At 69.5% G+C, this 26,432-nt stretch carries 23 protein-coding genes; 9 read left to right on the top strand and 14 right to left on the bottom strand.

Annotation, left to right across the window (positions count from 1 at the left end; translation table 11 throughout):
* Window positions 1-767 (top strand): N-acetylglucosamine kinase (locus tag HWD99_RS17180; protein WP_241797402.1); only part of this gene is annotated, 767 nt, incomplete at its 5' end.
* A complete protein-coding gene (murQ, locus tag HWD99_RS17175; protein ID WP_241797401.1) occupies window positions 757-1,698 on the top strand; it encodes an N-acetylmuramic acid 6-phosphate etherase in 942 nt (313 codons plus the stop codon). The genes HWD99_RS17180 and murQ, both read left to right, overlap by 11 nt.
* A 12-nt stretch (window positions 1,699-1,710) precedes the next feature.
* Here the strand turns inward: murQ and HWD99_RS17170 are convergent, their stop codons facing one another.
* Window positions 1,711-2,034, bottom strand: coding sequence for a multidrug efflux SMR transporter (locus HWD99_RS17170; protein ID WP_241797400.1), 324 nt, complete (start codon window positions 2,032-2,034; stop codon window positions 1,711-1,713).
* A complete protein-coding gene (locus tag HWD99_RS17165) occupies window positions 2,031-2,399 on the bottom strand; it encodes a multidrug efflux SMR transporter (RefSeq protein WP_241797399.1) in 369 nt (122 codons plus the stop codon). The genes HWD99_RS17170 and HWD99_RS17165 overlap by 4 nt, the downstream gene beginning before the upstream one ends.
* Before the next feature lie 249 nt (window positions 2,400-2,648).
* Between HWD99_RS17165 and HWD99_RS17160 the strand changes: the two genes are divergently transcribed.
* Together HWD99_RS17160 and HWD99_RS17155 are read left to right on the top strand one after the other, a co-directional pair.
* The gene (locus tag HWD99_RS17160) at window positions 2,649-4,097 is read left to right on the top strand and encodes a glyceraldehyde-3-phosphate dehydrogenase (RefSeq protein WP_241797398.1); all 1,449 of its coding nucleotides are present in this window, start codon (window positions 2,649-2,651) and stop codon (window positions 4,095-4,097) included.
* Between the two features lie 64 nt (window positions 4,098-4,161).
* Complete coding sequence (locus tag HWD99_RS17155; protein WP_241797397.1) at window positions 4,162-5,223, top strand: winged helix DNA-binding domain-containing protein; 1,062 nt, start codon at window positions 4,162-4,164, stop codon at window positions 5,221-5,223.
* Window positions 5,224-5,236: 13 nt separating this feature from the next.
* On the opposite strand, the gene HWD99_RS17150 is transcribed toward HWD99_RS17155, so the two are convergent.
* Window positions 5,237-6,679: an XRE family transcriptional regulator gene (locus HWD99_RS17150; protein WP_241797396.1), complete on the bottom strand. Its 1,443-nt coding sequence runs from the start codon at window positions 6,677-6,679 to the stop codon at window positions 5,237-5,239.
* A 109-nt stretch (window positions 6,680-6,788) separates the two neighbouring features.
* On the opposite strand from HWD99_RS17150, the gene HWD99_RS17145 reads away from it, so the two are divergent.
* Window positions 6,789-8,651 (top strand): phosphoenolpyruvate carboxykinase (GTP), encoded by a 1,863-nt coding sequence (locus HWD99_RS17145; RefSeq protein WP_241797395.1) that lies wholly within the window; start codon window positions 6,789-6,791, stop codon window positions 8,649-8,651.
* A 162-nt stretch (window positions 8,652-8,813) separates the two neighbouring features.
* Here the strand turns inward: HWD99_RS17145 and HWD99_RS17140 are convergent, their stop codons facing one another.
* Window positions 8,814-10,697, bottom strand: a complete 1,884-nt coding sequence (locus HWD99_RS17140; protein WP_241797394.1) for an ABC transporter ATP-binding protein — start codon at window positions 10,695-10,697, stop codon at window positions 8,814-8,816.
* 176 nt (window positions 10,698-10,873) lie between these two features.
* Between HWD99_RS17140 and HWD99_RS17135 the strand changes: the two genes are divergently transcribed.
* The gene (locus HWD99_RS17135; RefSeq protein ID WP_241797393.1) at window positions 10,874-11,905 is read left to right on the top strand and encodes a S66 peptidase family protein; all 1,032 of its coding nucleotides are present in this window, start codon (window positions 10,874-10,876) and stop codon (window positions 11,903-11,905) included.
* Window positions 11,906-11,967: 62 nt separating this feature from the next.
* Here HWD99_RS17135 and HWD99_RS17130 read toward each other — a convergent pair whose 3' ends face one another.
* Complete coding sequence (locus HWD99_RS17130; protein ID WP_241797392.1) at window positions 11,968-13,428, bottom strand: MFS transporter; 1,461 nt, start codon at window positions 13,426-13,428, stop codon at window positions 11,968-11,970.
* Window positions 13,429-13,601: 173 nt separating this feature from the next.
* On the opposite strand from HWD99_RS17130, the gene HWD99_RS17125 reads away from it, so the two are divergent.
* Window positions 13,602-14,099 (top strand): metallophosphoesterase, encoded by a 498-nt coding sequence (locus HWD99_RS17125; RefSeq protein ID WP_241797391.1) that lies wholly within the window; start codon window positions 13,602-13,604, stop codon window positions 14,097-14,099.
* Window positions 14,096-14,617 carry a GAF domain-containing protein gene (locus HWD99_RS17120; protein WP_241797390.1) on the top strand — a complete coding sequence of 174 codons (522 nt, stop codon included), beginning with the start codon at window positions 14,096-14,098 and terminating at the stop codon, window positions 14,615-14,617. The genes HWD99_RS17125 and HWD99_RS17120 overlap by 4 nt, the downstream gene beginning before the upstream one ends.
* Before the next feature lie 9 nt (window positions 14,618-14,626).
* Here the strand turns inward: HWD99_RS17120 and HWD99_RS17115 are convergent, their stop codons facing one another.
* The 5 genes from HWD99_RS17115 to HWD99_RS17095 all read right to left on the bottom strand — a co-directional run bounded on the left by HWD99_RS17115 (window position 14,627) and on the right by HWD99_RS17095 (window position 20,074).
* Window positions 14,627-14,992, bottom strand: coding sequence for an HNH endonuclease (locus tag HWD99_RS17115; RefSeq protein WP_241797389.1), 366 nt, complete (start codon window positions 14,990-14,992; stop codon window positions 14,627-14,629).
* 37 nt (window positions 14,993-15,029) lie between these two features.
* A complete protein-coding gene (locus tag HWD99_RS17110; RefSeq protein WP_241797388.1) occupies window positions 15,030-16,769 on the bottom strand; it encodes a beta-galactosidase family protein in 1,740 nt (579 codons plus the stop codon).
* A 73-nt stretch (window positions 16,770-16,842) separates the two neighbouring features.
* Complete coding sequence (locus HWD99_RS17105; RefSeq protein ID WP_241797387.1) at window positions 16,843-18,198, bottom strand: ABC transporter substrate-binding protein; 1,356 nt, start codon at window positions 18,196-18,198, stop codon at window positions 16,843-16,845.
* Window positions 18,199-18,264: 66 nt separating this feature from the next.
* Window positions 18,265-19,110 (bottom strand): carbohydrate ABC transporter permease, encoded by an 846-nt coding sequence (locus HWD99_RS17100; RefSeq protein WP_241797411.1) that lies wholly within the window; start codon window positions 19,108-19,110, stop codon window positions 18,265-18,267.
* 46 nt (window positions 19,111-19,156) lie between these two features.
* Entirely contained in the window at window positions 19,157-20,074 is a 918-nt protein-coding gene (locus HWD99_RS17095) for a carbohydrate ABC transporter permease (protein WP_241797386.1), read from the bottom strand.
* Between the two features lie 159 nt (window positions 20,075-20,233).
* Between HWD99_RS17095 and HWD99_RS17090 the strand changes: the two genes are divergently transcribed.
* A complete protein-coding gene (locus tag HWD99_RS17090; protein WP_241797410.1) occupies window positions 20,234-21,217 on the top strand; it encodes a LacI family DNA-binding transcriptional regulator in 984 nt (327 codons plus the stop codon).
* On the opposite strand, the gene HWD99_RS17085 is transcribed toward HWD99_RS17090, so the two are convergent.
* The 4 genes from HWD99_RS17085 to HWD99_RS17070 are packed head-to-tail and all read right to left on the bottom strand — an operon-like array spanning window position 21,218 to window position 26,422.
* Entirely contained in the window at window positions 21,218-22,834 is a 1,617-nt protein-coding gene (locus HWD99_RS17085; protein WP_241797385.1) for an MFS transporter, read from the bottom strand. It abuts the gene before it with no gap.
* Window positions 22,831-23,526 carry an ion channel gene (locus HWD99_RS17080; RefSeq protein WP_241797384.1) on the bottom strand — a complete coding sequence of 232 codons (696 nt, stop codon included), beginning with the start codon at window positions 23,524-23,526 and terminating at the stop codon, window positions 22,831-22,833. Before HWD99_RS17080 ends, HWD99_RS17085 begins: the two co-directional genes overlap by 4 nt.
* Window positions 23,523-24,962 carry a DUF2252 domain-containing protein gene (locus HWD99_RS17075; protein WP_241797383.1) on the bottom strand — a complete coding sequence of 480 codons (1,440 nt, stop codon included), beginning with the start codon at window positions 24,960-24,962 and terminating at the stop codon, window positions 23,523-23,525. Before HWD99_RS17075 ends, HWD99_RS17080 begins: the two co-directional genes overlap by 4 nt.
* Window positions 24,959-26,422: a hypothetical protein gene (locus tag HWD99_RS17070; protein ID WP_241797382.1), complete on the bottom strand. Its 1,464-nt coding sequence runs from the start codon at window positions 26,420-26,422 to the stop codon at window positions 24,959-24,961. Before HWD99_RS17070 ends, HWD99_RS17075 begins: the two co-directional genes overlap by 4 nt.
* Window positions 26,423-26,432 lie beyond the last annotated feature (10 nt).

Genomic DNA, 26,432 nt, shown 5'->3' with positions numbered 1-26,432 from the left:
CCGCCGTCCTGCCGGCGCTCCGGCACGCCTCCGTCTCGCCCGCGGCGGTGAGCGCCGTGACCGTCGGCGCCGCCGGCGCGTGGGCGGCGCCCGCAGAGGCCGCCGACCTGGCGCGTCAGCTCGTCTCCGCGTCCGGTATCCGCTCGATCGTCACCTCCGATGTCGTCTCAGCGCACGCCGGGGCACTCGCGGGAGACCGGGGGGTGCTGCTCATCGCCGGAACCGGTGCCGCCGCCCTCGGCATCGATGCCGAGGATGCGCGCCTGATCGACGGATGGGGACCGGAACTCGGCGACTTCGGCAGCGGGTCGTGGCTCGGGCGTGAAGCGCTCCGCGCCGTGCTGCATGACGCCTCGGGATCGGGAGAGCACACCGACCTCACCCGCCTGCTCCGCTCCGCGGTCGGCGACCCCGCCGACATCCAGTCCTGGATGTCGCAGGACGGCCCGCTCGCACGCCGCCTCGCCTCACTCGCCCCCGTCGTCCTGGACGCCGCCGAAGCCGGCGACGACGTCGCGCGTCGGATCGCCGCCGAGGCCGTACGGCTGCTCACGCGCTCGGCCGTGTCCGCGTCGTCGCACTCCGCCAGGGTCGCGGTGCACGGCGGTCTGACCGACCACGCCTGGTTCCGCTCCGAGCTCGAGCGTGCGCTCGCCGCAGCCGGTCGCGACATCTCACTGCCGCGGGGCGATGCCCTCGACGGCGCTCGACTCCTCGCCGAGCACACTGATCTCCCTCACGAAAGGTTCGTGCACCGTGCCGACTGAAGACCCTCGCCTCACTGCCCTCCTCGATGTGCTCTCGAGCCTCGGCACAGAGGCCTCGACCACCGACCGCGGCGACCTCGACCTCCTCGACACGTCCGATCTGGTGCATCGCATGAACGACGAGGATCGGCGTGTGCCCGATGCGGTCGCCGCACGGAGCGCGGAGATCGCCGCTGCCGTCGACGGGATCACCGAGCGCTTCCGCCGCGGCGGACGGCTCATCTACATCGGAGCCGGCACCGCCGGTCGAGTGGGGGTGCTGGACGCGAGCGAATGCCCGCCGACGTTCGGCACGGATCCGTCGATGGTGATCGGCCTGATCGCGGGCGGTGAGCCCGCGATCCGCTCGGCGGTCGAGAACGCCGAGGACGATGCCGACGCCGCGGGGGACTCCCTGAGAGAGCTCGGACTGTCGGCGCTCGACACGGTCGTCGGCATCTCGGCGTCGGGACGGACGCCGTACGTCGTCGGCGGGCTCCACGCCGCCCGCGAGCAGGGCGCACTGACGATCGCCATCGCATCGAACGCGGCCTCCGAGATCGGAGCGGTCGCCGACATCGCGATCGAGGTCGTGACGGGGCCGGAGTTCATCTCCGGCTCGACGCGCCTCAAGTCGGGCACGGCGCAGAAGCTGGTCGTCAACATGCTGACGACGCTGTCGATGATCAAGCTCGGCAAGACCTATCACGGCGTCATGGTCGACCTGCTCGCGACGAACGAGAAGCTCCACGCGCGATCGATCCGCACGGTCACCGAACTCACCGGGACCGACGTGGCGACGGCGGCGCGCGCTCTCGCCGATGCCGACGGATCGGTCAAGCTCGCGATCCTCATGCTCTCCACGGGCTCCTCGGCGGACGCAGCCTCCGACGCGCTGCGCGACGCCGACGGCATCCTTCGCATGGCCATCGATGCGCTGAACCGGAACTGAGCGCAGCGGGGGTCAGTGCGAGCCGCCGAGCTCGATCATCGCCACACCGGCGCCGATGAGCACGACGCCGATCGCCATCAGCACCGAGAAGTGGTCCTGGAAGATCACCCGTCCCAGGATCGCCGTGATCGCGACACCCGCCGCCGCCCACACACCGTATGCGACGCCCACCGGCATGCCCATCGCGAGGATCGTGCCGAGCAGGGTGAACGCCGCGAGGTAGCCGACGACGATCACGGGGATCCATCGTCTGCGGCGCAGTCCCTCGGATGCTCGCAGGCTGAGGGTCGCGGTGACCTCGCTGGCGATCGCGAGGGCGAGGAGAAGCCAGGTCACGGCGCCACCTCGGCCGTCTCGCGGGTGTGCGACCCGAGCTCGACGAGCAGCACCCCGACGACGATCGTGCCGATGCCGATGATCTGCACCGGACCCAGGAACTCGCCGAAGAGCACGGTGCCCATCACCGCGGTGAGCACGACCCCGAGGGCCGACCAGATGCCGTAGGCGACTCCCACCGCCATGCCGCGGTCGAGGACGATCGAGAGCAGCCACAGCGAGGCGGCGTATCCGATCACCACGGGGATGAGCCAGAGCGGGTGCGTGAATCCCTCGGCTGCGCGCAGCGAGAGCGTCGCGGTCACCTCCAGTCCGATCGCGATCAGCAGGGGCGGCCAGGCCGACGGACGTGGGCGGACTGTCATCGGGATGCCTTTCGACGCGGGGTGCGTGGGGGAGAACGCCTCGGATGCTCGCACGATTCCCTATCGCGCACGTGAACTCGCACGCCTGCGCCCGGTGCCGGCCGGACAGCGCAGCGCCGCCCCGGCCGTGCAGGGCCGGTGATTCGGAGCACCGGCTCGCGACGCGTACCCTGGAAGGCATCCCCCGAAGCTCACCCGGCAATCTCGCGCGCCGGCGACCTCGGCGCGCTCACACATGCAAGGACGCAGATGAACGTAACCGCCGCACCCCACGACGACTGGACCGCGAAGGAGGAGCTGGCCGAGCGGATGATCCCGCTGATCGGCACGCTCAAGCGCGATCACGACGTCGTCACCTCGCTGCACGGGCACCGGCTGCTCGGCCTGTCGGCCACCGGCATCGTCGAGGTGCACGATCGGGTCACCCAGCTCGGGCACGAGCAGCTCGCCCTCGACGACACGCTCGCGGTGCTCGAAGCGGTCGCCGAGCTCGCACCGGGCGCATCGTCGCTCGACCTGGCACGCCTCGCCGCGGGGCATGCCGACAGCGACTCGCCGCTGGACGCCTACCTCGCCGAGGCACTCGCTCCCGCGATCGGGGCGGTCGCAGCGGATCCCACCGACGTGGTGCTGTACGGCTTCGGCCGCATCGGACGTCTGCTCGCCCGCATCCTCGTCGCTCACAACGGCGGCGGCAGCGGCCTCCGTCTGCGCGCGATCGTGGTTCGTCGCGGATCGGAGAACGACCTCGTCAAGCGGGCGTCCCTGCTGCTGCGCGACTCGGTGCACGGCAGGTTCGCCGGGTCGGTCACCGTCGACGAGGAGGCGGAGCAGATCATCGCCAACGGCACGCGCATCCAGGTCGTCTACTCCGACGACCCCTCGACGATCGACTACACCGCGTACGGGATCGACCGGGCGATCGTCGTCGACAACACCGGCCGCTGGCGCGACGAGGCGGGCCTCAGCCGCCACCTGGAATCGACCGGCGTCGCCCGCGTGCTGCTCACCGCGCCGGGGAAGGGGGCGCTGAAGAACATCGTGCACGGCATCAACGACCGCACCATCGAGCCCGACGACCGCATCATCACCGCGGCGTCCTGCACCACCAACGCGATCACCCCCGTTCTCAAGGCGGTCGACGAGGCCTACGGCATCGTGCGCGGCCACGTCGAGACGGTGCACTCGTTCACGAACGACCAGAACCTGATCGACAACTTCCACAGCGGCGATCGCCGCGGTCGCTCGGCGGTGCTGAACATGGTGATCACCGAGACGGGAGCGGCCAAGGCCGTGGCCCGCGCGCTGCCCGAGCTCGAGGGCAGGCTCACGGGGTCGGCCATCCGCGTGCCCACCCCCGACGTCTCGCTGGCGGTGTTGCACCTGAGCCTCGAGCGCCCGGCGGAGAAGGACGAGCTGAACGACTACCTGCGGCGGGTCTCGCTGCACTCGAAGCTGCGTCAGCAGATCGACTACGTCGAGAGCCCCGAAGTGGTCTCCACCGATTTCGTCGGCTCGCACCGCGCGGGGATCGTCGACGGCCTCGCGACCATCGCGAACGGGACGGATGTCGTGCTCTACGTCTGGTACGACAACGAGTACGGATACTCGTGCCAGGTGATCCGCGTGCTCGAGGTCATGGCCGGCTCGCACCCGGTCGTGCTGCCGGAGCGGCGAGAGGTGACGCTGCGCGGCTGAGTGCGCGACGTCTCGCCTGCGTCGTCCTCCGACGCGTGTCGCCGGGGCGGGGCATGATGAGGGCATGACGTCCGCCTCCCTGCTGTCCGAGCGGTTGCGCTCGCATCGACTCACGGCGCCTGCGCGGTCGGTGACCGACGCGGCGGCGCACATGCTCGCCGTGCAGAGTCAGGACTTCACGGCAGGGCGGTGGGCGCTGGCGTCGCGCACCCGCGGGGAACCGACCCTGCGAGGCGTGGATCGCGCCTTCGGGCGGGGCGACCTCGTGCGGGCATGGACGATGCGCGGCACCCTGCACATCATCCCCGCACGCGATCTGGGGTGGGTGCTCTCGGTGACCGCCGCCCGGCAGCGACAGCAGGCGGCGGGCAGACGCCGCGAACTCGGCATCGACGAGGCGACGGTGGCCGCCGTCGTGGCGGCGACGGTGCCGCGCCTCCGCGACGGCGGTCTCACCCGGTCTGAGATGTTCGAGGTGTTCTCCGGCATCGGCATCGCGCCGGGCGGCCAGCGCGGCATCCATCTGCTGAGCGAGCTGACCCTCGACGGCCTGATCTGCCAGGGGCCCGTCGTCGCGCGCGACGGGGTCAGCCGTGAGCAGCGCTTCGTGCTCGTCGAGCAGCACATCCGCGAGCACGCATCTCCCGACGATCCGCTGGCGGAGCTGTTCGTGCGCTACATCGACGGGCACGGACCGGCGGGAGTGGCCGACTTCGCCTGGTGGTCGGGGCTCACGCTCGGCCAGTCGCGCGAGGCACGGGATCGCGCAGCGGGGAGGGTCGTGGAGATCGAGGAGGGGATGTACATCGCCGCGGTGCGTCCGCGCCGCGCGCCGCATGCGCATGACGTGCTCGCGCTCGGGGCCTTCGACGAGTACTACATCTCGTATGCGGACCGCACTGCGGTCTGTGCTCCCGCGGATCTCGCGGCGGTCGGTCCTGGCAAGAACGGCATGGTGCGCGCGACGATCGTCGCGCACGGTCGGGTGGTCGGATGCTGGACGCACGCGAGCGCGTCGCTCGGCTCGCCGCCCGAGCTGTTCGCGTCCGCGGCGGGCGACCCCGGCGTCGACCCGGATGCGGTGCGCGGGGCGCTCGCGCGGTTCACCCGGTTCCTCGAGGGGTGATGGCGCTCGGCCGTCACTCGCTCGCGTGGCGTCCGAGGAAGTTGTAGACCTCGTTGTCGTCGACGCCGGGGAAGGCGCCGCGGGGGAGCGGGGAGAACATGTGCGTGTGCACGCGTGCGCTCGGCCAGGCCTTGCCGTTCCAGCGCTCCGTGAGGTCGGCCGAGGGGCGGCGGCAGCAGGCCTCGTCGGGGCACGTCGACACGGCCCGGTCGACGGTCTCCCGTCCGCGCCACCAACGGGCGTCATCGAAGGGGACGCCGACGGTGATCGAGAACTCCCCGCCCGTCGAGGCTCCGGTCTGGGTCGAGCACCAGAAGGTTCCCGACGGGGTGTCGGTGTACTGGTGGTGCTCGGTCGTGCGGTTCTGCTGCGTGAAGGCGCCTCGGGCCTGGAACTTGCGGCACACCCGCTGACCCTCGACCGCTCCGGTGACGTCCATCGGGAGCGGGAGGTCGTCGTTCTCGTACACGCGGGTGATCGCTCCCGTCGCGTCCACACGCAGGAAGTGCAGGGCCATGCCCACATGCTGCGTGAGCAGATTGGTCATGCGCATGCCCGCGGCCTCGTGCGTCACTCCGAACGCATCGCGGAAGTCCTCCACCGCGAGGTTGCGGTCCTTCTTGGCCTGCGCGAGGAACGCGACCGAGGCGGTCTCGGGCATGAGGCAGCACGCGGCATAGTAGTTGATCTCGAGTCGCTGCTGCAGGAAGTCGGCGTAGTCGGTGGGCGGCGTGTGGCCGAGCAGGCGGTGCGCCATCGCCTGCAGTGCCATCGAGCGCAGGCCGTGCCCGCCGGGGATGGACGCCGGGGGCAGGTAGATGCGGCCGTTCTCCAGGTCGGTGACCGAGCGGGTCGAGTGCGGCAGGTCGTTCACGTAAATCAGCTCGAAGCCGAGCTTCTCGGCCATGATGCTCACGGTGCGATGGGTCAGGGCGCCCTGCACATGGCCGGCCGAGCGGAGCTGCTTCTCGGCGAGCTTCTCGATGTCGGCGAGGTAGTTGTGCTGCGCGCGCATGCGCAGGCGCAGCTCGGTGTTCGCGCGGCGGGCCTCTTCGGGCGTGGCGATGGCCTCGCGCTCCCGCCTCTGGAGTTCGCGGTGCAGGCCCAGCACCGACTCGATGGTCTCGTCGCTCACGCCCTTGGTGACCCGCACCGGCGCGATGCCCAGCTGGCGGAAGACCGGGCTCTCCTGTGCTCGTTCGAGCTCGATCTCCAGTGCGGCGCGGCGGTTCGGCGGCTCACCCGAGATGAGGTCGGTGACCTCGGTGCCGGTCGCCTGGGCGATGGCCTGCAGCAGCGAGAGCTTCGGTTCCCGCTTGCCGTTCTCGATCAGGCTCAGCTGCGAACCGGCGACGCCGACCGCGGCGCCCAGCTCGTCGAGCGTGAACCCCTTCTCCAGCCGATGGTGTCGGATGCGATGACCGAGGGTGGTGAGGTGGATGCCGCTGGTGACCATTCCTTGATGTTATCGAAAGAATGAGGATTCTTACGCAACATATCGCCCGAAAGTCTGCCTCTGAGCGGGGGAAGATGGATGAAACGCCCCCTACTTCAAAGGAGCAGTCATGGCGATCGCCGAAGTCTTCACCCCTCGCACCTCATCCGTCGCACCCGTGCGCACGTTCGGAGCGGCTCCGACGTATGACACTCCCGCGATGGCCGAGCTGGTGGCGTGGGTGGACGAGATCGCCGCGCTCACCCGGCCGGAGTCGATCCACTGGGTCGACGGATCGCGCGCCGAGAACGACTGGCTGCTGCGCGGTCTCGTCGACGAGGGCAAGCTGATCAAGCTCAACCCCGAGTGGCGCCCCGGGTCGTACCTCGCGCGCTCGCACCCCAGCGACGTGGCGCGCACCGAGGGTCGCACGTTCATCTCGTCCGAGCGCGAAGAGGACGCGGGGCCCACCAACAACTGGGCCGACCCCGCGCAGATGCGTGAGAAGATGACCGAGATCTTCGAGGGGTCGATGCGCGGACGCACGATGTTCGTCGTGCCGTTCTCGATGGGCCCCGTCGGCGGGCCTCTCTCGCACATCGGCGTCCAGGTCACCGACAGCGCCTACGCCGTCGCTTCCATCGGCATCATGACCCGCGTCGGCGACGCCGTCACGCGTCAGATCGCCGACGGCGCCCCGTGGGTCAAGACGGTCCACTCGGTCGGTGCACCGCTCGCCGCGGGGGAGCCCGATGTCGAGTGGCCGTGCAACGACGACAAGTACATCGTGCACTTCCCCGAGACGCTCGAGGTCTACTCGTTCGGCTCCGGGTACGGCGGCAACGCGATCCTCGCCAAGAAGTGCTTCGCGCTGCGCATCGCGTCGGTGATCGCCCGCGACGAGGGCTGGCTCGCCGAGCACATGCTGCTCATCCGCGTGATCGACCCCGCGGGCAGGGCCTACCACGTCGCTGCGGCCTTCCCCTCGGCGTGCGGCAAGACGAACCTCGCCATGCTGCGGCCGACCATCCCCGGGTGGCGCGTCGAGACCCTGGGCGACGACATCGCGTGGATCCGTCCCGGCGAAGACGGTCGCCTGTGGGCGATCAACCCCGAAGCGGGTTTCTTCGGCGTCGCACCCGGCACGGGCGAGTCGACCAACGTGACGGCTGTCGAGACCCTGTGGGGCAACACGATCTTCACCAACGTCGCGCTGCGGCCCGACGGCGACGTCTGGTGGGAGGGGCTGACCGATCAGGCACCCGCGCACCTCACCGACTGGGAGGGCAACGACTGGACGCCGGACTCGGGTCGCCCCGCGGCTCACCCGAACTCGCGCTTCACGGTCTCGGCCGCGCAGTGCCCGCAGATCTCCGAGGACTGGGAAGAGGCGGTGCCGCTCGACGTCATCCTCTTCGGCGGTCGCCGCGCGACCAACGTGCCCCTCGTCGTCGAGGCGACGGACTGGACGCACGGGGTCTTCCTCGGATCCAACATCTCGTCGGAGCGCACCGCCGCGGCCGAGGGCACCGTTGGCGAGCTGCGCCGCGACCCGTTCGCGATGCTCCCGTTCTGCGGTTACAACATGGCCGACTACTTCGGGCACTGGCTGAGCGTGGGCCGCGGCCTGCGGTTCGACCGCGCACCGCGCATCTTCCAGGTGAACTGGTTCCGTCGCGGCGCGGACGGCCGCTTCCTGTGGCCCGGATTCGGCGACAACTCGCGTGTCGTCGACTGGATCATCCGTCGTATCTCCGGCGAGGTGTCGACGGTCGACAGCCCCATCGGACGTCTGCCGATCGTCTCCGACCTCAATCTCGACGGCATCGAGGTGCCCGAGGCCGACCTCGAGGAGCTCTTCGCGGTCGACACCGAGGCATGGAAGACCGAGGCCGACCTCACCGAGGAGTTCTACGACACCTTCGGCGACAGGGTCCCGGCCGCGCTCCGCGCCGAGCTGGCGTCGCTGCGCTACCGGCTCGACAAAGCCTGACAGACCGGGCGCCGGTTCGGGGGAGCCGGCGCTCCTCGGCCCCCACGTGGCCTCCAGAACGTGACCCCAGACCCGCGAAGGCGGGAAGTCAGAGACGAACCCATGGCTGAGTGGTCTCCGGCATCCCGCCTTCGCGTACTCCGTGTCGTGGCCGGATCGCGGTCAGGCGAGCAGCTGGTGACGGGCCAGATCGCGGTACAGCGGGGTGGACTCCACCAGTTCCGCGTGCGTTCCCTGACCGACCACCGTGCCGTCCTGCAGCACGACGATGATGTCGCTGTCGACGACGGTCGAGAGTCGGTGGGCGATCACCACGAGCGTGCGGTCGGTCGAGACCGCATCGATCGCCTCCCGCATGCGCTGTTCGTTGACGCCGTCGAGCGATGACGTGGACTCGTCGAGCAGCAGGATCGGCGCGTCGGTGAGCAGGGCGCGAGCGATCGCGAGACGCTGGCGCTCACCGCCCGAGAGCATGACGCCGTCCTCGCCGACGGGAGCGTCGAGACCGAGGGGGTCGCGCTCGAGAACCTCGCCCAGGTTCACCGCGCGGAGCACACGCTCGCACTGCTCGTCCGACGCGTCGGGTGAGGCGAGGCGCAGGTTGTCGGCCAGCGTCCCCGCCAGTGTCGGGGCGTCCTGCTCGACGTACCCGAACTGCGCGCGCAGCTCGTCGCGAGGGAAGGTGCGCGAGTCGTGGCCGTTCACCCGGATCGAGCCGCCCGTCGGGTCGTAGAAGCGCTCGATGAGCGACAGGATCGTGCTCTTGCCCGCGCCGCTCGGGCCGACCAGCGCCACGCGGGACCCGCGGGGCACGGCGAACGACACGCCGCGCAGCACCTCGCGCGGCGCCGAGGCGGACGGGTCGTCGGCGGTCTCGAGGTGCGCGTCGGCGAGCAGGGAGCGTGCCTCCTTCGCGGCGGCCTCCCGTGCGGCGACCACGTTCGCGGGGTACTGGAACCGCACGTCACGGAACTCGATGGCCGGGGCGTCGGCCGCGACGTCCTCGCGCTCCACCGCGGCGGCGATCTCGGCGTCCCGTTGCGTCTCGGTCGGCAGATCGAGCACTTCCTGGATGCGTCCGAGCGCGCCCAGGGCCTGGTTCACCGAGGTGATGGCGCCGAACGTGGTCGCCAGCGGCATCACGAGCATGAACAGGAAGAGGATGAACGTGATGAGCGATGCGATCGTGATCGTCCCGTCGGCGACGCGGAACCCGCCGACGCCGAGGACCACGAGCAGCGACAGCTGCAGCGCCACCCCCGCGATGGGGACCACGAGCGACGAGATCTTGGCGATGCGGACTCCGATGCCGAACGCGTCGGAGGCCAGCGCCGAGACGCTCTCGGTCTCGCGCTCGGTCGCCCCCGAGGCGCGCACCGTGCGGATGGATCCGACGGCGCGCTCCACTCCGGAGGCGAGCTCGCCGACCTTGACCTGCTGATCGGTGGACGCCGTGCGGATGCGTCCGCTGAGGACGGTCACGACGACGACCGAGACTCCGATCACGATCACGATGAGCAGCAGCAGCACCGGATCGATCACGAGCATCGCGATCAGTGCGCCGACGAAGAGGATCGCGCTGCCGACGGCATCCGCAAGGCCCTGGGTGAGCACGGCGTAGAGCAGGGTCGTGTCCGTGCCGACGCGGGAGACGAGGTCGCCGGTGCGGCGCGCGTCGAACTCGCTGATCGGCAGGTGCAGGATGCGCGCGATCAGTCTGCGCCGGCTCGAGTACACGATCGCGGTGCCGGTGCGCTGCAGCAGATAGTGCTGGTAGCCCGAGAGGACCGACGACACGATCACCAGGCCGATCAGCACCCAGACCAGGATGCCGAGGCCGCGGTCGGACTGGACGGCTTCGATGACCTGCCCGACGAGCAGGGGCTGTGCGAGCGATGCCGCCGCGCCGAACACGCTGAGCACGGCGACCACGATCAGCGTGCGCTTGTGCTCGAAGAGGAAGGGGAGGAGCTGGCGGAAAGTGGCGCGCGGACCGTCGTGCGGCGCGCCGCGTCCGCGTCGGCGTGACGTCGCCGTGCTGGACATGCGGAACCTCGTTCTGAAAGGGGTACTTCGACCGTACTTCGTGCACGGAAGAATTCTGTGGATGGGCTGTGCGCGCCTCAGCGCATTTCGAAGCGGCGATGCGCCGCCTGCAGGGTGACGCCGAGCGCGTTCGCCGGCCAGGAGTATCCGAGGTGCCACGATGACAGACTGGAAGGATGCTGTCCGCACCCAGACCCGTCGCCGGCGACAAGATCGCCGTGCTGTCACCCGCCTTCGCCGCGCCCGCGGTCGCGCCGGAGCTCCACGAGCAGGCTCTCCGTCGACTCACGGAGCACACCGGACTCATCCCGGTCGAGTATCCGACCACGCGGCAGCTCGGGGCCAGCCCGCAGGATCGTGCCGCCGACGTCAATGCGGCGTTCGCGGATCCGAGCATCCGCGCGATCGTCGCGACCATCGGCGGCGACGACCAGATCCTGGTCGTGCCGCATCTGGACCCCACGCTCGCGCTCGCCGACCCGAAGCCCTTCGTCGGCTACAGCGACAACACCAACATCCTCAACTGGCTGTGGAGTCTCAGCATCCGCGGCTACTACGGCGGCTCGACCGCCGTGCATCTGGGGCCGGGCCCCGCCGTCGACGCGGTGCACCTCGCGTCGCTGCGCGCGGCGCTGCTCGACGGCGGCGACCTCGAGATCACGGAGCCAGGGGAGTCTCAGGATGTCGGGCTCCGCTGGGCGGACCCGCGAGCGCTCAGCGAATACGGAGAACGGATCGCGACGCCGGAGTGGACCTGGGCCGGACCGGACGTCCGCGTCGAGGGCCGCACGTGGGGTGGCTGCCTCGAGGTCATCGACCAGTTGGCGCTCGCCGACCGCCTGCCCTCCCCGGAGACGCTGCAGGGCGGCATCCTGCTTCTGGAGACGAGTGAAGAGCGTCCCGCCGCGAGCTGGGTCGCCCGATGGGTGCGGGGCCTCGGAGAACGGGGGATCCTCGACGCCGTGGCCGGTGTCGTCGTGGCGCGCCCGCCGGTCAGCGACTTCGAGTTCCAGCCTTCGGCAGAGGAGGCCGACGCGCTTCGCGCAGCGCAGCGGGACGTGGTGATCGAGACGGTCGCACGGTACAACCCCGAGGCGGTGGTCTGCGTCGGCGTGCCCTTCGGCCATACGCGGCCGCAGTGGATCGTGCCGTACGGCGGGATCATGACCCTCGACGGCGCCGCACGTACCGTGCACGCGGCGTACTGAGCATCGGACGATGAAGGGCGGCACCTCGCGAGGAGGTGCCGCCCTTCGCGGTCGTGCGGGAGTCAGAGTTCGACGGCTGCCGCGACGCCGAGGTCCTCCTCGTAGTCGTTGTCCTTCGTCTCCTTCGACAGGATCAGCGCGATGAACGTCAGGACGCCCATGGCCGACAGATAGAGGCCGACCAGCCAGGGGGCGCCGCCGCCGAGCTCCCACAGCCACAGGGCGATGATCGGTGCGACGGCAGCGCCGAGGATCGACGAGACGTTGTACGCGATCGCGGATCCCGTGTATCGCACGTTCGTGGGGAACAGCTCGGGCAGCAGCGCGCCCATGGGGCCGAACGTCGCTCCCATGAGCATGAAGCCGAACACGAGGAACGCCTGCGCGAGAGCGCCCGTGAACTTCGGGTCCATCGCCGGGAGCAGGAAGGTGTTGAAGGTGAGGCCGAACACGATGATGAGCCCGGTCACCCACAGCAGCAGCTTGCGGCGACCGATCGCATCGGCGATGGGGCCGGAGAGCAGGGTGAAGACACCGAAGAACACGACGCCCACGATCTGCATCAGCACGAAGTCGGTGTAGCCGAAGCCGAGGCCGGGATAGAACTGGGCAGCGAAGGCCGAGGCGTCGAAGTCCTTCCCAGTGGCCTCGGCTGCGGCCTGCGCGGCGGCGGAAGCGGTCTCGAGCGTGGCCGGCTTCGTGCCGTAGGCGAGCGTGAAGTTCGTCATCAGGTAGAAGAGCACGTACGTCGCCAGCATGATGAACGTGCCGAGGATCAGCTGCTTCCAGTGGTGGCGGAACACCGTGGCGAGGGGCAGCTTGCGGATCGCGCCCTTCTTCTCGGCCTTCTTGAACGTGTCGGACTCGACGAGCTTGAGTCGCACCCACAGGCCGATGATGACCATCACGGCCGAGAACAGGAACGGGATGCGCCAGCCCCACGACAGGAACGCCTCGGACTTGAGCGCCGGGTTCTCGGCGTGCGGCAGCAGCCAGTTGATCCCGAGGAACAGGAAGTTGGCGATGATGAAACCGAGCGGCGCTCCGAGCTGCGGGAATGTGCCGTACCAGGCGCGCTTGCCCGCCGGGGCGTTCTCGGTCGCGACCAGAGCGGCCCCCGACCACTCGCCACCGAGCGCGAAGCCCTGGGCGAGCCGGAGGATGAGCAGCAGCAGCGCCGCCCACCAGCCGATCTGCTGGAACGTGGGGAGCAGGCCGATGATGAAGGTCGCGATTCCCATGGTGAGCAGCGATGCCACGAGGGTGGCCTTGCGTCCGAACTTGTCGCCGAAGTGGCCGAAGACCACGGCGCCGATCGGCCGGGCGACCATCGCGGCGCCGAAGACCGCGAATGACGACAGCAGCGACGTCGTGTCGTTGCCGGTCGGGAAGAACAGCACCGGGAAGACGAGGACGGCCGCGGTCGCGTACGCGTAGAAGTCGTAGAACTCGATCGTGGTGCCGACGAGGCTCGCCGTGATGACGCGCGAGCGCGGATTCGCGGGCGCTGTGGTCGTACTCATGCTGCTCCTTAGCTCTGTGGCCCGGTATACCAAGGCACCGGGAGATCTTACGCCTTCCTGAGCGTTTGCTGTGTACGTATGACATCGAACGGGAACGCGCGTGGCTTCCGTCTCTCGCGGCCCCGGGGAAGCGCCGAGCCCTTCCGGCGTGCCGGAGAAGATAGCGTGAGACGGTGACCACGAGACTGCTGCTCGTCGCCGACACCCACGTGCCTGCGCGCGCGAAGCGCCTGCCGGATGCCATGCTGCGGGCGGTCGACGACGCAGACGTCGTCGTGCACGCGGGGGACTGGATCGACGTCGCGACCCTCGACCTGCTCGAGTCACGGGCACGGCTGCTCGTGGGCGTCTTCGGGAACAACGACGGCCCTGCCCTTCGCGAGCGGCTGCCCGAGATCGCGCGGCTGAGGATCGAAGAGGTCGAGATGGCGGTGGTGCACGAGACCGGTCCGAAGCAGCGACGCGAGGAGCGGATGGACGCAGCCTTCCCGGGCATCGACCTGCTCGTGTTCGGGCACTCGCACATCCCGTGGGACACGCTCGCCCCGTCGGGCATGCGTCTGCTGAATCCGGGGTCGCCGACCGACCGCCGCCGTCAGCCGGTGTGCACGATGATGTCGGTCATGATCGACGGCGGGAACATCGATGCCGCGGTGGTGTCCCTCGCATGAGCACCGTGCCTCGCATGAGCCACGACGACGATGCTCCCTCGGTCTACCGCGCCCCGATGCGTTCGCGCGACGACGACGTCAGCGACGGACCCGCCGTCGAGCGAGCGCTCGCGCTCGGGGTCTGCGGAGTGGGCGGCAGGCTCGACGGTGCGCCGGAATCCCTCACTGACGCGCTCACCGCGGTCGATGCGGTCCACGGGGAGCGGATGGCGCGCCGACTCGAGCGGTTCGCATCGGTCGCCGACGGCACGTTCGTCTGGACGCGCGACGCCGCGGGGCTCTTCTCGCTGGGACGGATCACGGGACCGTGGCGCTACGACGGGTCAGCCGACGCGCGCGATGTCGACCTCGTGCACGTGCGGGCATGCGACTGGCTCGGCGGTCCGGTCGAGCCGGCCGCGGTGCCGCCCGGCGTGCTCGAGGCGTTCGCGCGCGGCGGCCGCAACTGGCAGAGCATCACCCGGGCCGACGCCGCGCGCCTCACCGCTGCCGTCTGGACGTGTCGGACGGGCGGGTAGCGAGGCCGTTCAGTCGGTCTGACGCAGCGCGACGAGGATCTCGGCGTAACGGGTGAGGAAGGCGCGCTCGTCGAGTCGCTTGCGCCGGAGCCAGGACGTGACCTCGTCGTTGCGCTTGCTCGCATTGCACGACCCGCACGCGGGAACCACGTTCTCGACGGTGTAGCGCCCGCCCCGGGAGATCGGCATCACGCAGTCGCGCTGCATCGCGATTCCCGTTGCTCCGCAGTAGGCGCACCCACCCCACGCATCCTGCAGCGAGATCCACTGCTCGGCGGTGAGGTCGTTGTCCGCCCGCGCCACGCGACCCCGGCGACGCTGGGCGTAGCGCGCCCGTGCGGCGGGTGTGGGGGTGGAGAACCTTCGGCGCGGCACAGACTCACGTTACTGCGTCGGTGCCGCGCCCTGACGGCTATTCCTCGGTGTCGCCCAGGTCGAGAGCGGCGACGAACTCGGCCGTCGGCGCGAGCAGGTGCTCGAGCTCGAGGACGACGAGCCTGTTGGCCCCCGACGTCGTCGCGGGCGCCGGCACAGAGAGCGTGCGCGTGGGCCCGTTGCGCCAGTACCGCCCGAGGAAGAATCCGTTGACGAACGCGTAGCCCTTGCTCCAGGACGTGGTGTCGAGGAACAGGTCGGCCGGGGCGTCGAGGTCGAACTCGGCGGTCCAGGCGGAGGGGCCGGTCGACTCGTCGGATACGTCCGCAGGCCCCGCCGCGATGCTCGCTGCGATCGCGGCGACGTCGAGCGGCGTCGAGCGCCAGCCCGTGAGCGGCTCGCCGTTCAGGGTGACGACTCCGACCAGGCCCTTCTCCTCGCCGAGCCGGTGGTCGTAGTTCACCCGCCCCAGCTCCTCGACGAGGATGCTGAGCGTCTGCCCCGCCGGGATGCTCAGCACCCGGTCGTGGCGCGTGCGCGACAGGGTGCCGACGCGCTGCCCGTCGACGCTCGCCCAGGCGAGGTCGCGGACCTCGTCGGTGACGAGCACGCCGCCGCGGCCGCCGGGAAGCTCGACGTCGTAGCGGACGAGAGCGCTGAGGTGCTCGAGCTCGTCGAAGGTGACCGGCGACTCGGTGGTGCCGGGGCTCGCCGCGGCATCCGTCCATGCGCCCGCGGGTGCGAGCGGCACGGAGAACACGGGCGAGGGCTCTGCCGCGGCCGGGAGCTCATCCGGCACCGGGGCGTACTTCGCGATGACGTCGCGGAACGCGAAGAACTTCTCCGTCGGATTGCCGGCTTCGTCGAGCGGCGCGTCGTAGTCGTACGACGTGACGATCGGCAGGTAGCGACCCTTGTGGTTGGCACCGTTCGTGAGTCCGAAGTTCGTGCCGCCGTGGAACATGTAGATGTTCACGGAGGCTCCGGCGGCGAGGAGCTCGTCGAGGTCGGCGGCGGCGGCCGCGACGTCGGTGGTGTGGTGCACTCCGCCCCACCAGTCGAACCACCCGTCCCAGAATTCGGAGCACATGAGCGGGCCGGTGGGCTGATGCGCACGCAGGGTGGCCAGTCGTTCCGCGCTGCGGGAACCGAACGAGCCGGTCTTGTGCAGCGTCGGCAGGCTGCCGTCGGCGAGCATCTGATCGGTGGGCTGGTCGACCGTGGTGAGCGGCACGGTGATCCCGGCCTCACGGGTGAGGGCGACGAGCGCTTCGAGGTAGGCCTTGTCGGAGCCGTAGGCGCCGTACTCGTTCTCGATCTGCACCAGCACGACCCGACCGCCGCGGTCGATCTGTCGTGGTGCGACGATCTCGTACACGCGGCGGAGGTAGGCGCTGATGTCCTCGAGGAACGCGGGGTCCGAGGAGCGCAGCGGGCGGTCGCCGGCCGTGAGCCAGTTCGGCAGGCCGCCGTTGTGCCACTCGGCGCAGATGTAGGGGCCGGGGCGGACGATCGCATCCATGCCCTCGGCCTGGATCAGATCGAGGAATCGCCCGAGATCGTTCGCGCCGGTGGCATCCCACTCGCCGCGGCGCGGCTCGTGCGCGTTCCAGGCGACATAGGTCTCGATCGTGTTGAGCCCCATCAGACGGGCCTTGCGGATGCGGTCCTGCCACTGTTCGGGATGCACCCGGAAGTAGTGGATCGCTCCGGAGATCACCCGGTGCGGCTGTCCGGCGCGGAGGAAATCGGACTCGCCGATGGAGAAGGAGGTCACGATGGAGTGCTTTCGGTGGGGGAGGTCGCGCCGACCCGCGACAGGCGGAGGGTCGGCGCGACCAGACGTGCGATTACTTGTTGACGGCGAAGCCCTGCTCGTTGCCGTACTGCTCGAGCGCGTCCTGCCAGGACACGAGGCCCTCGTTCAGGTCGGTGCTGTTCTGGTACGACTGGCCCACGGTGTCGCCGAAGATGCTGTTGGCGTACACCTGATAGGGCAGGTAGCTCCATCCCTCGACGACCTCGTCCGCGGCGGCGGCGAGGACCTCGTTGATCTTCTGACCGCCGAAGTACTCGGGGGCGTCGGCGAGGAACTCCTCGCTCGACAGCTCGGCCGTGGTCGACGGGAAGCCGCCCGACTCGAGGAAGATCGAGATGCTGTCCTCGGAGTTGTTGAGCCACCACAGGAAGCCGGCCGCGAGCGCGGGGTTCTTGCTCTGCTTCGTCACGGCCTGGCCACCGCCACCGTTCTCGGCGGTCGCGGGCGTGCCGTCGTAGGTCGGCATCGGGGCGACACGCCAGTCACCGGCTCCGTCGGGTGCGCCGGAGATCAGGTTGCCGGGCATCCAGGCGCCGATCACCAGGGTGGCGAGGCTGCCGTCGCCGAGGGCGCGGAACCACTCGTCGCTCCAGCTGTTGTACGGGGCGAGCAGGTCCTCCTCGACGAGGCGGTTCCAGTTCTCGGTCCACTTCTTCGACCCGTCGTCCTGCAGGTCGATCGTGACGTCGGTGCCCGAGGTCTCGAACGGCTTGCCGCCGGCCTGCCAGATCATCGAGGTCGCGAAGCCGGCGTCGCCCGTGTCGTTGGTGATGTAGGCGTTCGGGTTCGCGGCGTGGATCGCCTTCGCAGCCTCGTAGTACTCGTCCCACGTGGTGGGGACGGCCACGCCGGCGGCGTCGAAGACGGCCTTGTTGTAGAAGAGCGCCATGGGGCCCGAGTCCTGCGGCAGACCGTAGATCGCGTCGCCGTCGGTCACGGAGTTCCACGTCGAGGCGGTGTAGTCGTCTTCGAAGTCGGCGAAGCCGTACTGCGACAGGTCGACGAACGCGTCGGTGAGAGAGAACTGCGGGAGTGCGTAGTACTCGACCTGGACGACGTCGGGGGCGCCGGAGCCCGCCTTGATGGCGTTCTGCAGCTTGGTGTACTCCTCGTTGTTGGTGCCCGCGTTGACCACGTTGACCTTGACGTTCGGGTACTCCTTCTCGAACGCCTCGACCTGGGCCTCGGCGGACGGGGTCCACGACCAGTAGGTGATCTCGCCGCCGGCCTCGAGCGCTGCCTCGACCGAGTCGAACGATCCGTCACCGGCGGCGCCGCCGGAACCCGAGTCGCCCGTGCTGCAGCCGGCCAGCGCGAGCGCTGCCACGGTTCCGGCGGCGAGCACCGTCAGGGTGCGCCGCGCGGCAGGAGAGGGAAGGTGCTTCATTGCTGTGTCCTTTCGGGGTGCGGTCCAGCGTCGGACCGACGTTTTCGATGCAGGGGGTGCAGGGAGCTACTGCTTGACGCTTCCTGCGGTGAGACCTGACTGCCAGAAACGCTGCAGCAGCAGGAAGGCGATGACGATCGGGATGATGGTCAGGAGCGAGCCCATGATCACGAGGTTGTAGATCGGCTGGGATCCTGCGCCGATGGCCTGCGCGCTCCACTGGTTCAGGCCCACCGTGAGCGGGTACCAGGCCGGGTCGGAGAGCATGATCAGCGGCAGGAAGTAGTTGTTCCAGGTCGCGACGACCGTGAACAGCGCCACCGTCACGATGCCGGGTGCGAGGAGTCGCATCGAGATCGTGAAGAACGTGCGGAACTCGCCGGCGCCGTCGATGCGGGCGGCTTCCAGCAGCTCGGTCGGCACGGACTCCGATGCGAAGACCCAGATCAGGTAGAGGCCGAACGGGCTGATGAGCGACGGGATGATCACGGCCCAGGGCGTGTTCGTCATTCCCAGCTCGCTGAAGAGCAGGAAGGTCGGCACCGCGAGGGCGGTGCCCGGCACGGCGACCGCGCCGAGGACGACCGCGAACACGGCGCGACGACCGGGGAAGTTGTACTTCGCCAGACCGTAGCCCGCCATGGTGGCCAGCAGCGTCGCGCCTCCGGCGCCGACGACGACGTAGAGCAGGGTGTTGCCGAGCCAGCGCAGGAAGATGCCGTCCTGGTACGTGAAGGTCGCGACGAGGTTGTCGAAGAACGCGAAATCGTCGGAGAACCACAGCCCGAAGGAGCTGAACAGACCGGACTGCGTCTTGGTGGAGCTGAACAGCAGCCACACGAGCGGCACGAGCGTGTAGAGCGCGTAGGCGACCATCACGATCAGCAGGATCTTCGACTTGCGCGGATTCATCAGATCATGGCGCTTCTGCGAGGGGCGGGCGAGGGGGAGAGCCATGTCAACGCACCTCCGACTTCGAGCCGCGCAGTTGCACGACATAGGCGATCACCGCGGTGATGACGCCCATGATGATGGCGATCGTCGCGGCGTAGTTGAACTGCTGCCCGGCGAACGACAGGTTGTACGCGTACATGTTGGGCGTGAAGAACGTGGTGATGACGTTCGGGGCGAGCGGGCGCAGGATGTTCGGCTCGTTGAACAGCTGGAAGCTGCCGATGATCGAGAAGATCGTCGCGATCACGAGGGCGCCGCGGACGTTGGGGATCTTGATCGAGAAGATCGTCCGCCAGGCGCCGGCGCCGTCGAGGGATGCGGCCTCGTACATGTCGGTGGGGATCGTCTTCAGCGAGGAGTAGAAGATCAGCATGTTGTAGCCGACGAACTGCCAGGTCACGATGTTTCCGATCGACACCAGGATCCACTCGCGGGCGAACGGGGTGAAGACGTCGCTGCCGAGGAAGTCGTTCAGATTGCTCGTGAGACCGAACTGGTCGCCGTAGATGTACCCCCACATGAGCACGGCCACGACGGCCGGCACCGCGTAGGGAAGGAAGATCAGGATGCGGAAGAACGAGGCGCCGCGCAGACGTGCGCTGTCGAGAGCGAGCGCGGCGGCGAGGGCGAGCGCCAGCATGATCGGCACCTGCACGACCAGGAACAGCAGCACTCGGCCGAACGCCTCCCAGAACTGCGAGTCGGTGAGCGCGCGGACGTAGTTGTCGAACCCGACGAACGCGGTGCCGCCGATGAGCTTCTCCTGGAAGAAGCTCAGGTAGACCGAGTACGCGAGCGGGGTGAGGAACACCAGTGCGAACACGACCATGAAGGGGCCGACGAACGCCCAGCCCTTCCAGTCGCGCTTCTCGCGCCGGCGGATGCCGTGGTCCGCACGGGTTGCGGAATCGTGAGTCGTCATTGACGAGACCTTCTTAGAAATCGGGCGCTCTCCGCGCCGTGTGTCAACGTCAACATATGCGATGCGCTGCTAGTGTGTCAACGTCAACATATGAACGGATGGTTGATCGTGACCTCGGACCAGTCGGCAGAGCCTCCGCAGCGGCGCAGAGAGCCCTCGATGGAGGACGTCGCGCGTGCCGCCGGGGTCTCCGGTCAGACCGTCTCCCGCGTCGTCAACGCCCGCGGCTATGTGGGAGCGGCGACGCGCGAACGGGTCGAAGACGCCATGCAGAGTCTCGGATATCGGCCGAACAGCGCCGCACGTGCCCTGCGCTCGGGACGGTTCCGCGCCATCGGCGTCATCATGTTCTCGTTCAGCTCCTACGGAAATCAGCGCACCCTCGATGCCATCGCCGTGCGCGCATCGCAGATGGGGTACGCACTCACGCTGATCCCCGTGGAGTCGAGCGCACGCGACACGGTCGCCGGTGCCTTCCGTCGGCTCGAGGAGCACGCGGTCGACGGCATCATCATCGTGATCGAGGCTCATCAGCTCGATGAGGCCGAGGTCGAGATCCCCGACGGTCTGCCCGTCGTGCTGGTCGACTCCAATCGCGGTGAGGGCCATCCCTTCGTCGACACCGATCAGGCGCAGGGAGCGCGCCTCGCGACCGAGCACCTGCTCGATCTCGGACACGAGACCGTCTGGCACGTGGCGGGCCCCGCCAAGTCGTACTCCGCCGAGCGTCGGCGCGAGTCCTGGCGGAACACCCTCGAATCGCGCGGGCTCGCCGTGCCCCAGCCGCTGCAGGGCGACTGGACGGCGGAGTCCGGCTACCAGGCGGGACTTCGGCTGCGCGACGATGACGGCGTCACCGCGGTCTTCGCCGCGAACGATCAGATGGCCATCGGCGTCATCCGCGCGTTCCGTGAAGCGGGACGAGACATCCCGGCCGACGTCAGCGTCGTCGGCTTCGACGGCCTGCCGGATGCCGCCCAGCTCTGGCCCCCGCTGACGACCGTGCAGCAGCATCCGGAGCGCGTCGGCGCGCTGGCGGTCGATGCGCTGCTCGCCGAACTCGACGGGGGAGAGCGCACGCAGACTCCCCTCGTGGGCACCGAGCTCGTCCTCCGCGCGAGCACGGCACCCCCGCGGCGCTGATCACACTCTCTCGTCGGCGCCGGATCGTCGGCGGACGGCGGCCTCGGCGGGGATGCCGCGCGAGAAGAGCATCGACAGCAGGGCGATCAGAATCAGTCCGACGAACGCGACGCGCAGGGACGACAGCTGCGACTCGCGGTAGATCTCGGCGAGCTCGCGCGCCTCGGCATCGGTGAGTCCCGCGGTCTCACCGATGCCCGCCACATCCGCCGCGGGCACGACCGTGACTCCGCGATCCGTCGCTGCACTCACCGTCTCCCTGACCTGTTCGGGGAGGCCGCTCGTCGCGACGCCCGACGCGAACGACGTGGAGAGGGCGCCGATCAGCAGCGAGCCGATCAGTGCGGTGCCGAGCGACGATCCGAGGTTCTGGAAGACCCCCTGGAGCCCGCCGGCCTCGCTCGTGTCCTTCTCGCCGACGCTCGACATGTTCACGTTGCCCAGCTGAGACGCCAGGAGTCCGAGCGCGCCTCCGGTGAGGAACATCCCGATGCCGAACAGCACGCCGCGCAGGTCGTCGGTGACCGACCCGAGCAGCAGCAGCGCCGAGAGCACCAGGACCGCCTGCCCGATCCGCACGATGCGGCGCGGCGACCAGCGCCGGGACAGCGCCGTTCCCACGATCGAGAACAGGATCAGCGCGACCGAGAGCGGGAAGATCCTGATCCCGGTCTCGAGCGCGTCCAGGCCGAGGGTCATCTGCAGGTACACCGGCACCATGAAGAACAGCCCGGCGGTCACCGCGTACTGGGCTCCGAGCACCGAGAGCCCGCTGCGCAGGGAGACGATCGAGAACAGGTCGGGCTGCACGAGCGGAGATCTGCCGTCGCGCACGAGGCGGCGCTGCCAGGAGAGGAACAGCGAGAGGAGGATGACCCCCGCGGCGATGCACCAGGCGGTCAGCGAGATGCCGAGAGGGGCGAGCGCGACGCCCGCGAACTCGGGGCGGTGCAGGGGAACCACCCATCCCCAGGTCTTGCTCTGGAGCATGCCGAACACGATCAGCACGAGACCCGCCGACGACAGGAGCACGCTGCCGATGTCGATCCTGATGGCCTGGCGCGGCGTGGAATCGGTGACGATGCGCGCGCAGAGGACGACGACCAGCATGATCACCACTTCGGCGACGAACACGAATCGCCAGCTCGAGTACGTGGTGACCGCTCCGCCGATCAACGGCCCGGCGGCGACCGCGGCGCCCGAGACGGCGCCGATGACGGCGAAGGCTGTGACCCTGTCGCGCCCCCGGTAGTTGTCGGCGACGAGGGCGGCGATCGCGGGGATCACCAGAACCGCGCCGAGTCCCTCGACGATCGACCAGCCGAGGAAGAGGAACGCGACGGACGGGCTCACCGCCGTGATCAGAGATCCGAGGGCATAGACGCACGAGCCGATGACGAAGGCTCGGCGGCGACCCCACACATCGCCGAGCTTGGCGCCGAAGAGCATGAACGCGGCCATGGTCAGGGTGTAGAACGTGATCGCCGCCTGCATGGCCGTGACCGACGTGTCGAGGTCGCTCACGACGGTCGAGATCGACACGTTCATGACCGTGCCGTCGAGCACCATGACGAACTGCGCGGCGCCGAGCACGATGACGACGTTCCACTTCTTCACGGTGTCTCCTCGGTGGTGGCTTCTCGGGACGACCGCCGCGCGCCGCGCATGATGCGCGCCACCGCGGTGATCAGGAAGAGCTGTCCTGTGATCGCTTCGCTGACGGCGATGCCCTGGACACCGGGTGAGGCGGGGACCATGTTGCCGTAGCCGGTGGTGGTGAGCGTCGTGAACGAGAAGAAGAGCTGGCTCGAGAGCGAGTCGACCGTCTGGTCGCCGAAGGTGGGGGCGACCGTCAGCAGAGCGACGAGGTTGTAGGCGTGCGCGTAGAACATGCCCACGAGCACGTAGGCGGCGGTCGCGGCGAGCAGCGCCTCGATGTCGAGGCCGCGTCGGTGCACCTGATGGCGGATGATCGCCGCCGGCGCGAAGAGGAAGGCGAGGGCGGATGCCGCGGACAGCGCGATGTCGAGCGCCTCGCCGCGCAGGCCCAGGACGGCGACGACCAGGGTCGCGGCGGCGGCGATCGACAGGATGATCCATGCCGTGTGCTGCACCTTCTGATGCGCCTCGGTCACGCGGAGCACGACGGCGACGGTCACCAGCTGCACCACGAGCACCCACGGGCTCGGATCGGTCGTGTCCTGAGCCGCGCACAGGGCATACGCGGCGATGAGGAGCGCGAGGACCAGCCAGTATCCGGATCGCCGGTCCCAGACCGCGTCGACGACGGCTCGCATCGGCTGCCTCACCCCGCCTCGTGTGCGCGGGGGAGTCGTCCTGAAGCCAGCGCCTCGGTCAAGGCGTCGAAGTCGCTCTGATTCTGCTCGGCGTAGGCGGCCGCGAAGTCGGCGATCGCCGTCTCGAACGCGGAACCTCGCCCGAGGTATCCGGCGATCTCGACCCGATCCCCGGATCGGGAGTGGGCGCGGCCCAGCGTCTCTCCGCAGATCCGTGCGTAGAGGATCGCGCCTCGCACCGTCATGGCGTCAGGGTCGATCCCCCCTTTGCCGTCCTGCAGCTGGCGCACGTAGAAGTCCCGATGCTGCCCGTCGACGGCCGTGATGGACTGCCAGCCGAGGAAGAGATCGCTGGAGGACTGCATGAGCCGCTGTCCGCGGACGACGCGTTCGCCGTGGCTCTCGAACTCGCTCGGACCCAGGAACCGCTCGAGAACGGAGGCCTGCGCCTCCTTGCCCTGCAGCAGGAGCGGATCATCGTCGTCCCGCCCGCTCAGCAGGATCACCCAGGCGCGCGTCCCCACGCTTCCCACCCCCACGACCTTGCGCGCCATGTGCCGGTAGCGGTACTCGGCGATCGGATGCCGGTCGCCGATGAGCGTCTTCTGATATGACGCCAGCACCTCGTGCATGGCCTCCGCCTCGGCGACGGCTCCGGAGTCGCGCAGGATGTCCTCCACCGGCACGATCAACGGCGGCGCGGCCGCGATCCGCAGGTCGCCGTCCACGACGCGGACCAGCTTGCGGAAGGCTCTCCGGTGGTCGCGCGTGCCGGCCTTCGCGATCACCGCGTCCAGACGACGGACCTCGCCGTCCCCCGCGCGATCGTCTCGTCGCTCCTCGCGGAGCCACCGCCGTGCACGGTCGGCGTCGAAGCGGTCGTACCACGCATCCAGCACCGTCGACTTCGCGGCGCTTCGGATCGACGAGCGGTAGCCGTGCGCCGCGGCGAGCGTGCACGCACGCTGCTCCTCGCTGCGGAACCCCCGTTGTCGACACGCGACCGCGAAGCTCGCCGCGAGTCGCTTGACGTCCCATTCGAAGGGACCGGGGAGAGTCTCGTCGAAATCGTTGATGTCGAACGTCAGTGCCCTCTCGGGCGTGCGGTAGAGGCCGAAGTTCGAGAGATGGGCATCGCCGCAGAGCTGCGCGATGATGCCCGTGTGCCCGGTGGCGGCCAGGTCCGATGCCATGATCAGAGCGGCACCGCGGTAGAACGCGAGCGGTGACGTCGCCATGCGGGCGTACCGCACGGGCACGAGTTCGGGCACGCGGGAACGCCCCTGCTCCTCCAGCAGAGAGATGGGGTCGGGGCGCTCGGGTGACGGCGCCCACGGTGCCAGCATCGCCCTCGGCATCCGTGCCCGCGCCGCGCGTCCCGCCTCGCGTCTCGCGGCGAACGGATCGGCGACGGGCGCGGCGATGTCACCTGCTCGGCCGGCGTTCATGACGGGTGTCCGCCGGTCTCCGCCGCGTCGGCGGGAACCGTCGCATCGTCGTCCGCCGAGGCCGGTTCGACCTCGTCCTCCGATTCGATCTCGTCCGACGTTTCGATCTCCTCCGCCGGTTCGACCTCGTCCGTCGGGGGGCGTTCGACGACGTCGAGGATCAGCACGGCCAGCAGAGCCAGCGCGAGCGTCCACAGGATCAGCGTGGTCGTGAGCGGCCGCACGAGCAGCACCACGGCCGCGCTCCCGAGAGCGATGAGGGCCCGGAGCAGCGTCCGTCGGGAGTGGAGCCACGCCCCGACCCGTCCGCTGCTGAGGCCACGCCGCTCGAGCGACGCGCGGACCGTCGCCGCGCCGCCGTGCACGGCCCCGCGCAGGCGTCGAGGAACCTCGAACGGCCCGGCGAACCAGATCACGGCGGCCGTGACGAGAGCGAGCACGAGGACCGCCACGGCGGTGTCGCGCAGGGGCCCCGCCACCCGCTCGTAGATCGAGCCGCCCGCGTCGGCGTCGATGCCGTTCGCGCGCATCGCCGTGTCGAAGAACACGCGACCGACGGCGAGGCCGGCGAGCACGATCACCATCACGAGCCCGAGGGACAGCGAGGCGGTGATCCCCGCCGTGGACCGTCGGCGGGCCGCGAGCACCCCGGCCGCGAGCAGGAGGATCGAGATCCAGGGGAGCCACAGCCCGGCAGCCACCACCAGCTGGTAGCCGAGCTGGACGGTGCTGAGCGAGTCGAGCTGGGCGACGGTGATGGTCCGATCGACGGCCGGGATCGACGTCGCGAACCCGATTCCCTGGTCCACGAGCGCGTCTTTCGCGGCATCGACGATCGGTGCCAGCTGGATGCCGATCGAGCCGTCGGCGCCGAGCGCGATCGCGGCCTCCGGGTCGTTCTGCAGCGCGGAGACGACCTGGGAGTGGCTGATGCGGAGGGCCGAGGTCCACACGTTCGCGAACGCCTCGGATTCGACGAAGCGCTCGACCATGGTGGCCACGAGCGACTGCAGTCCTTGGGCTGCCGGCCCCTTCAGCAGCTCGAGTGCCCGCGTCGCGGCAGGTCCCGTGCCGAGCTCGATGACGCCGTCGATCACGTCGGCGGTGAGGGTCGGTATGTCGACCTGCTCGCCGATGACGTCGACGACCTGATCGGTCACCGCCGACTGCACCGCCGGATCGCTCGCGAGAACCGCATAGCTCGCGACGAACCGCTCGGTGTCCGTGAGCTGCACGTTCGCCCAGGCCGAGACGAGTGCGACGGGCGCGAGCACTGTGCCGACCACGATGAGGACGGTCGCCGTGAGGGTGCGCCCCCACGTGCGGGATCGTCGCCGCGGGACCGAGGTCGGCGGCACGGGCGCGAGAGACGCGGGCGCGACCCCGGCTCGCAGCGCGGTGTTCTCGGCCTCGAGCGCGCCCAGTCGTCGGTGCAGGTCGTCGATCGTCGACGTCGCCATGGGCTTCTCC

The sequence above is a fragment of the Microbacterium sp. C5A9 genome (assembly GCF_022627955.1).
Taxonomy (GTDB): Bacteria; Actinomycetota; Actinomycetes; order Actinomycetales; family Microbacteriaceae; genus Microbacterium.
The sequence above is the reverse complement of the archived record's forward strand: the minus strand, read 5'-3'. Positions and strand labels throughout refer to the sequence as shown.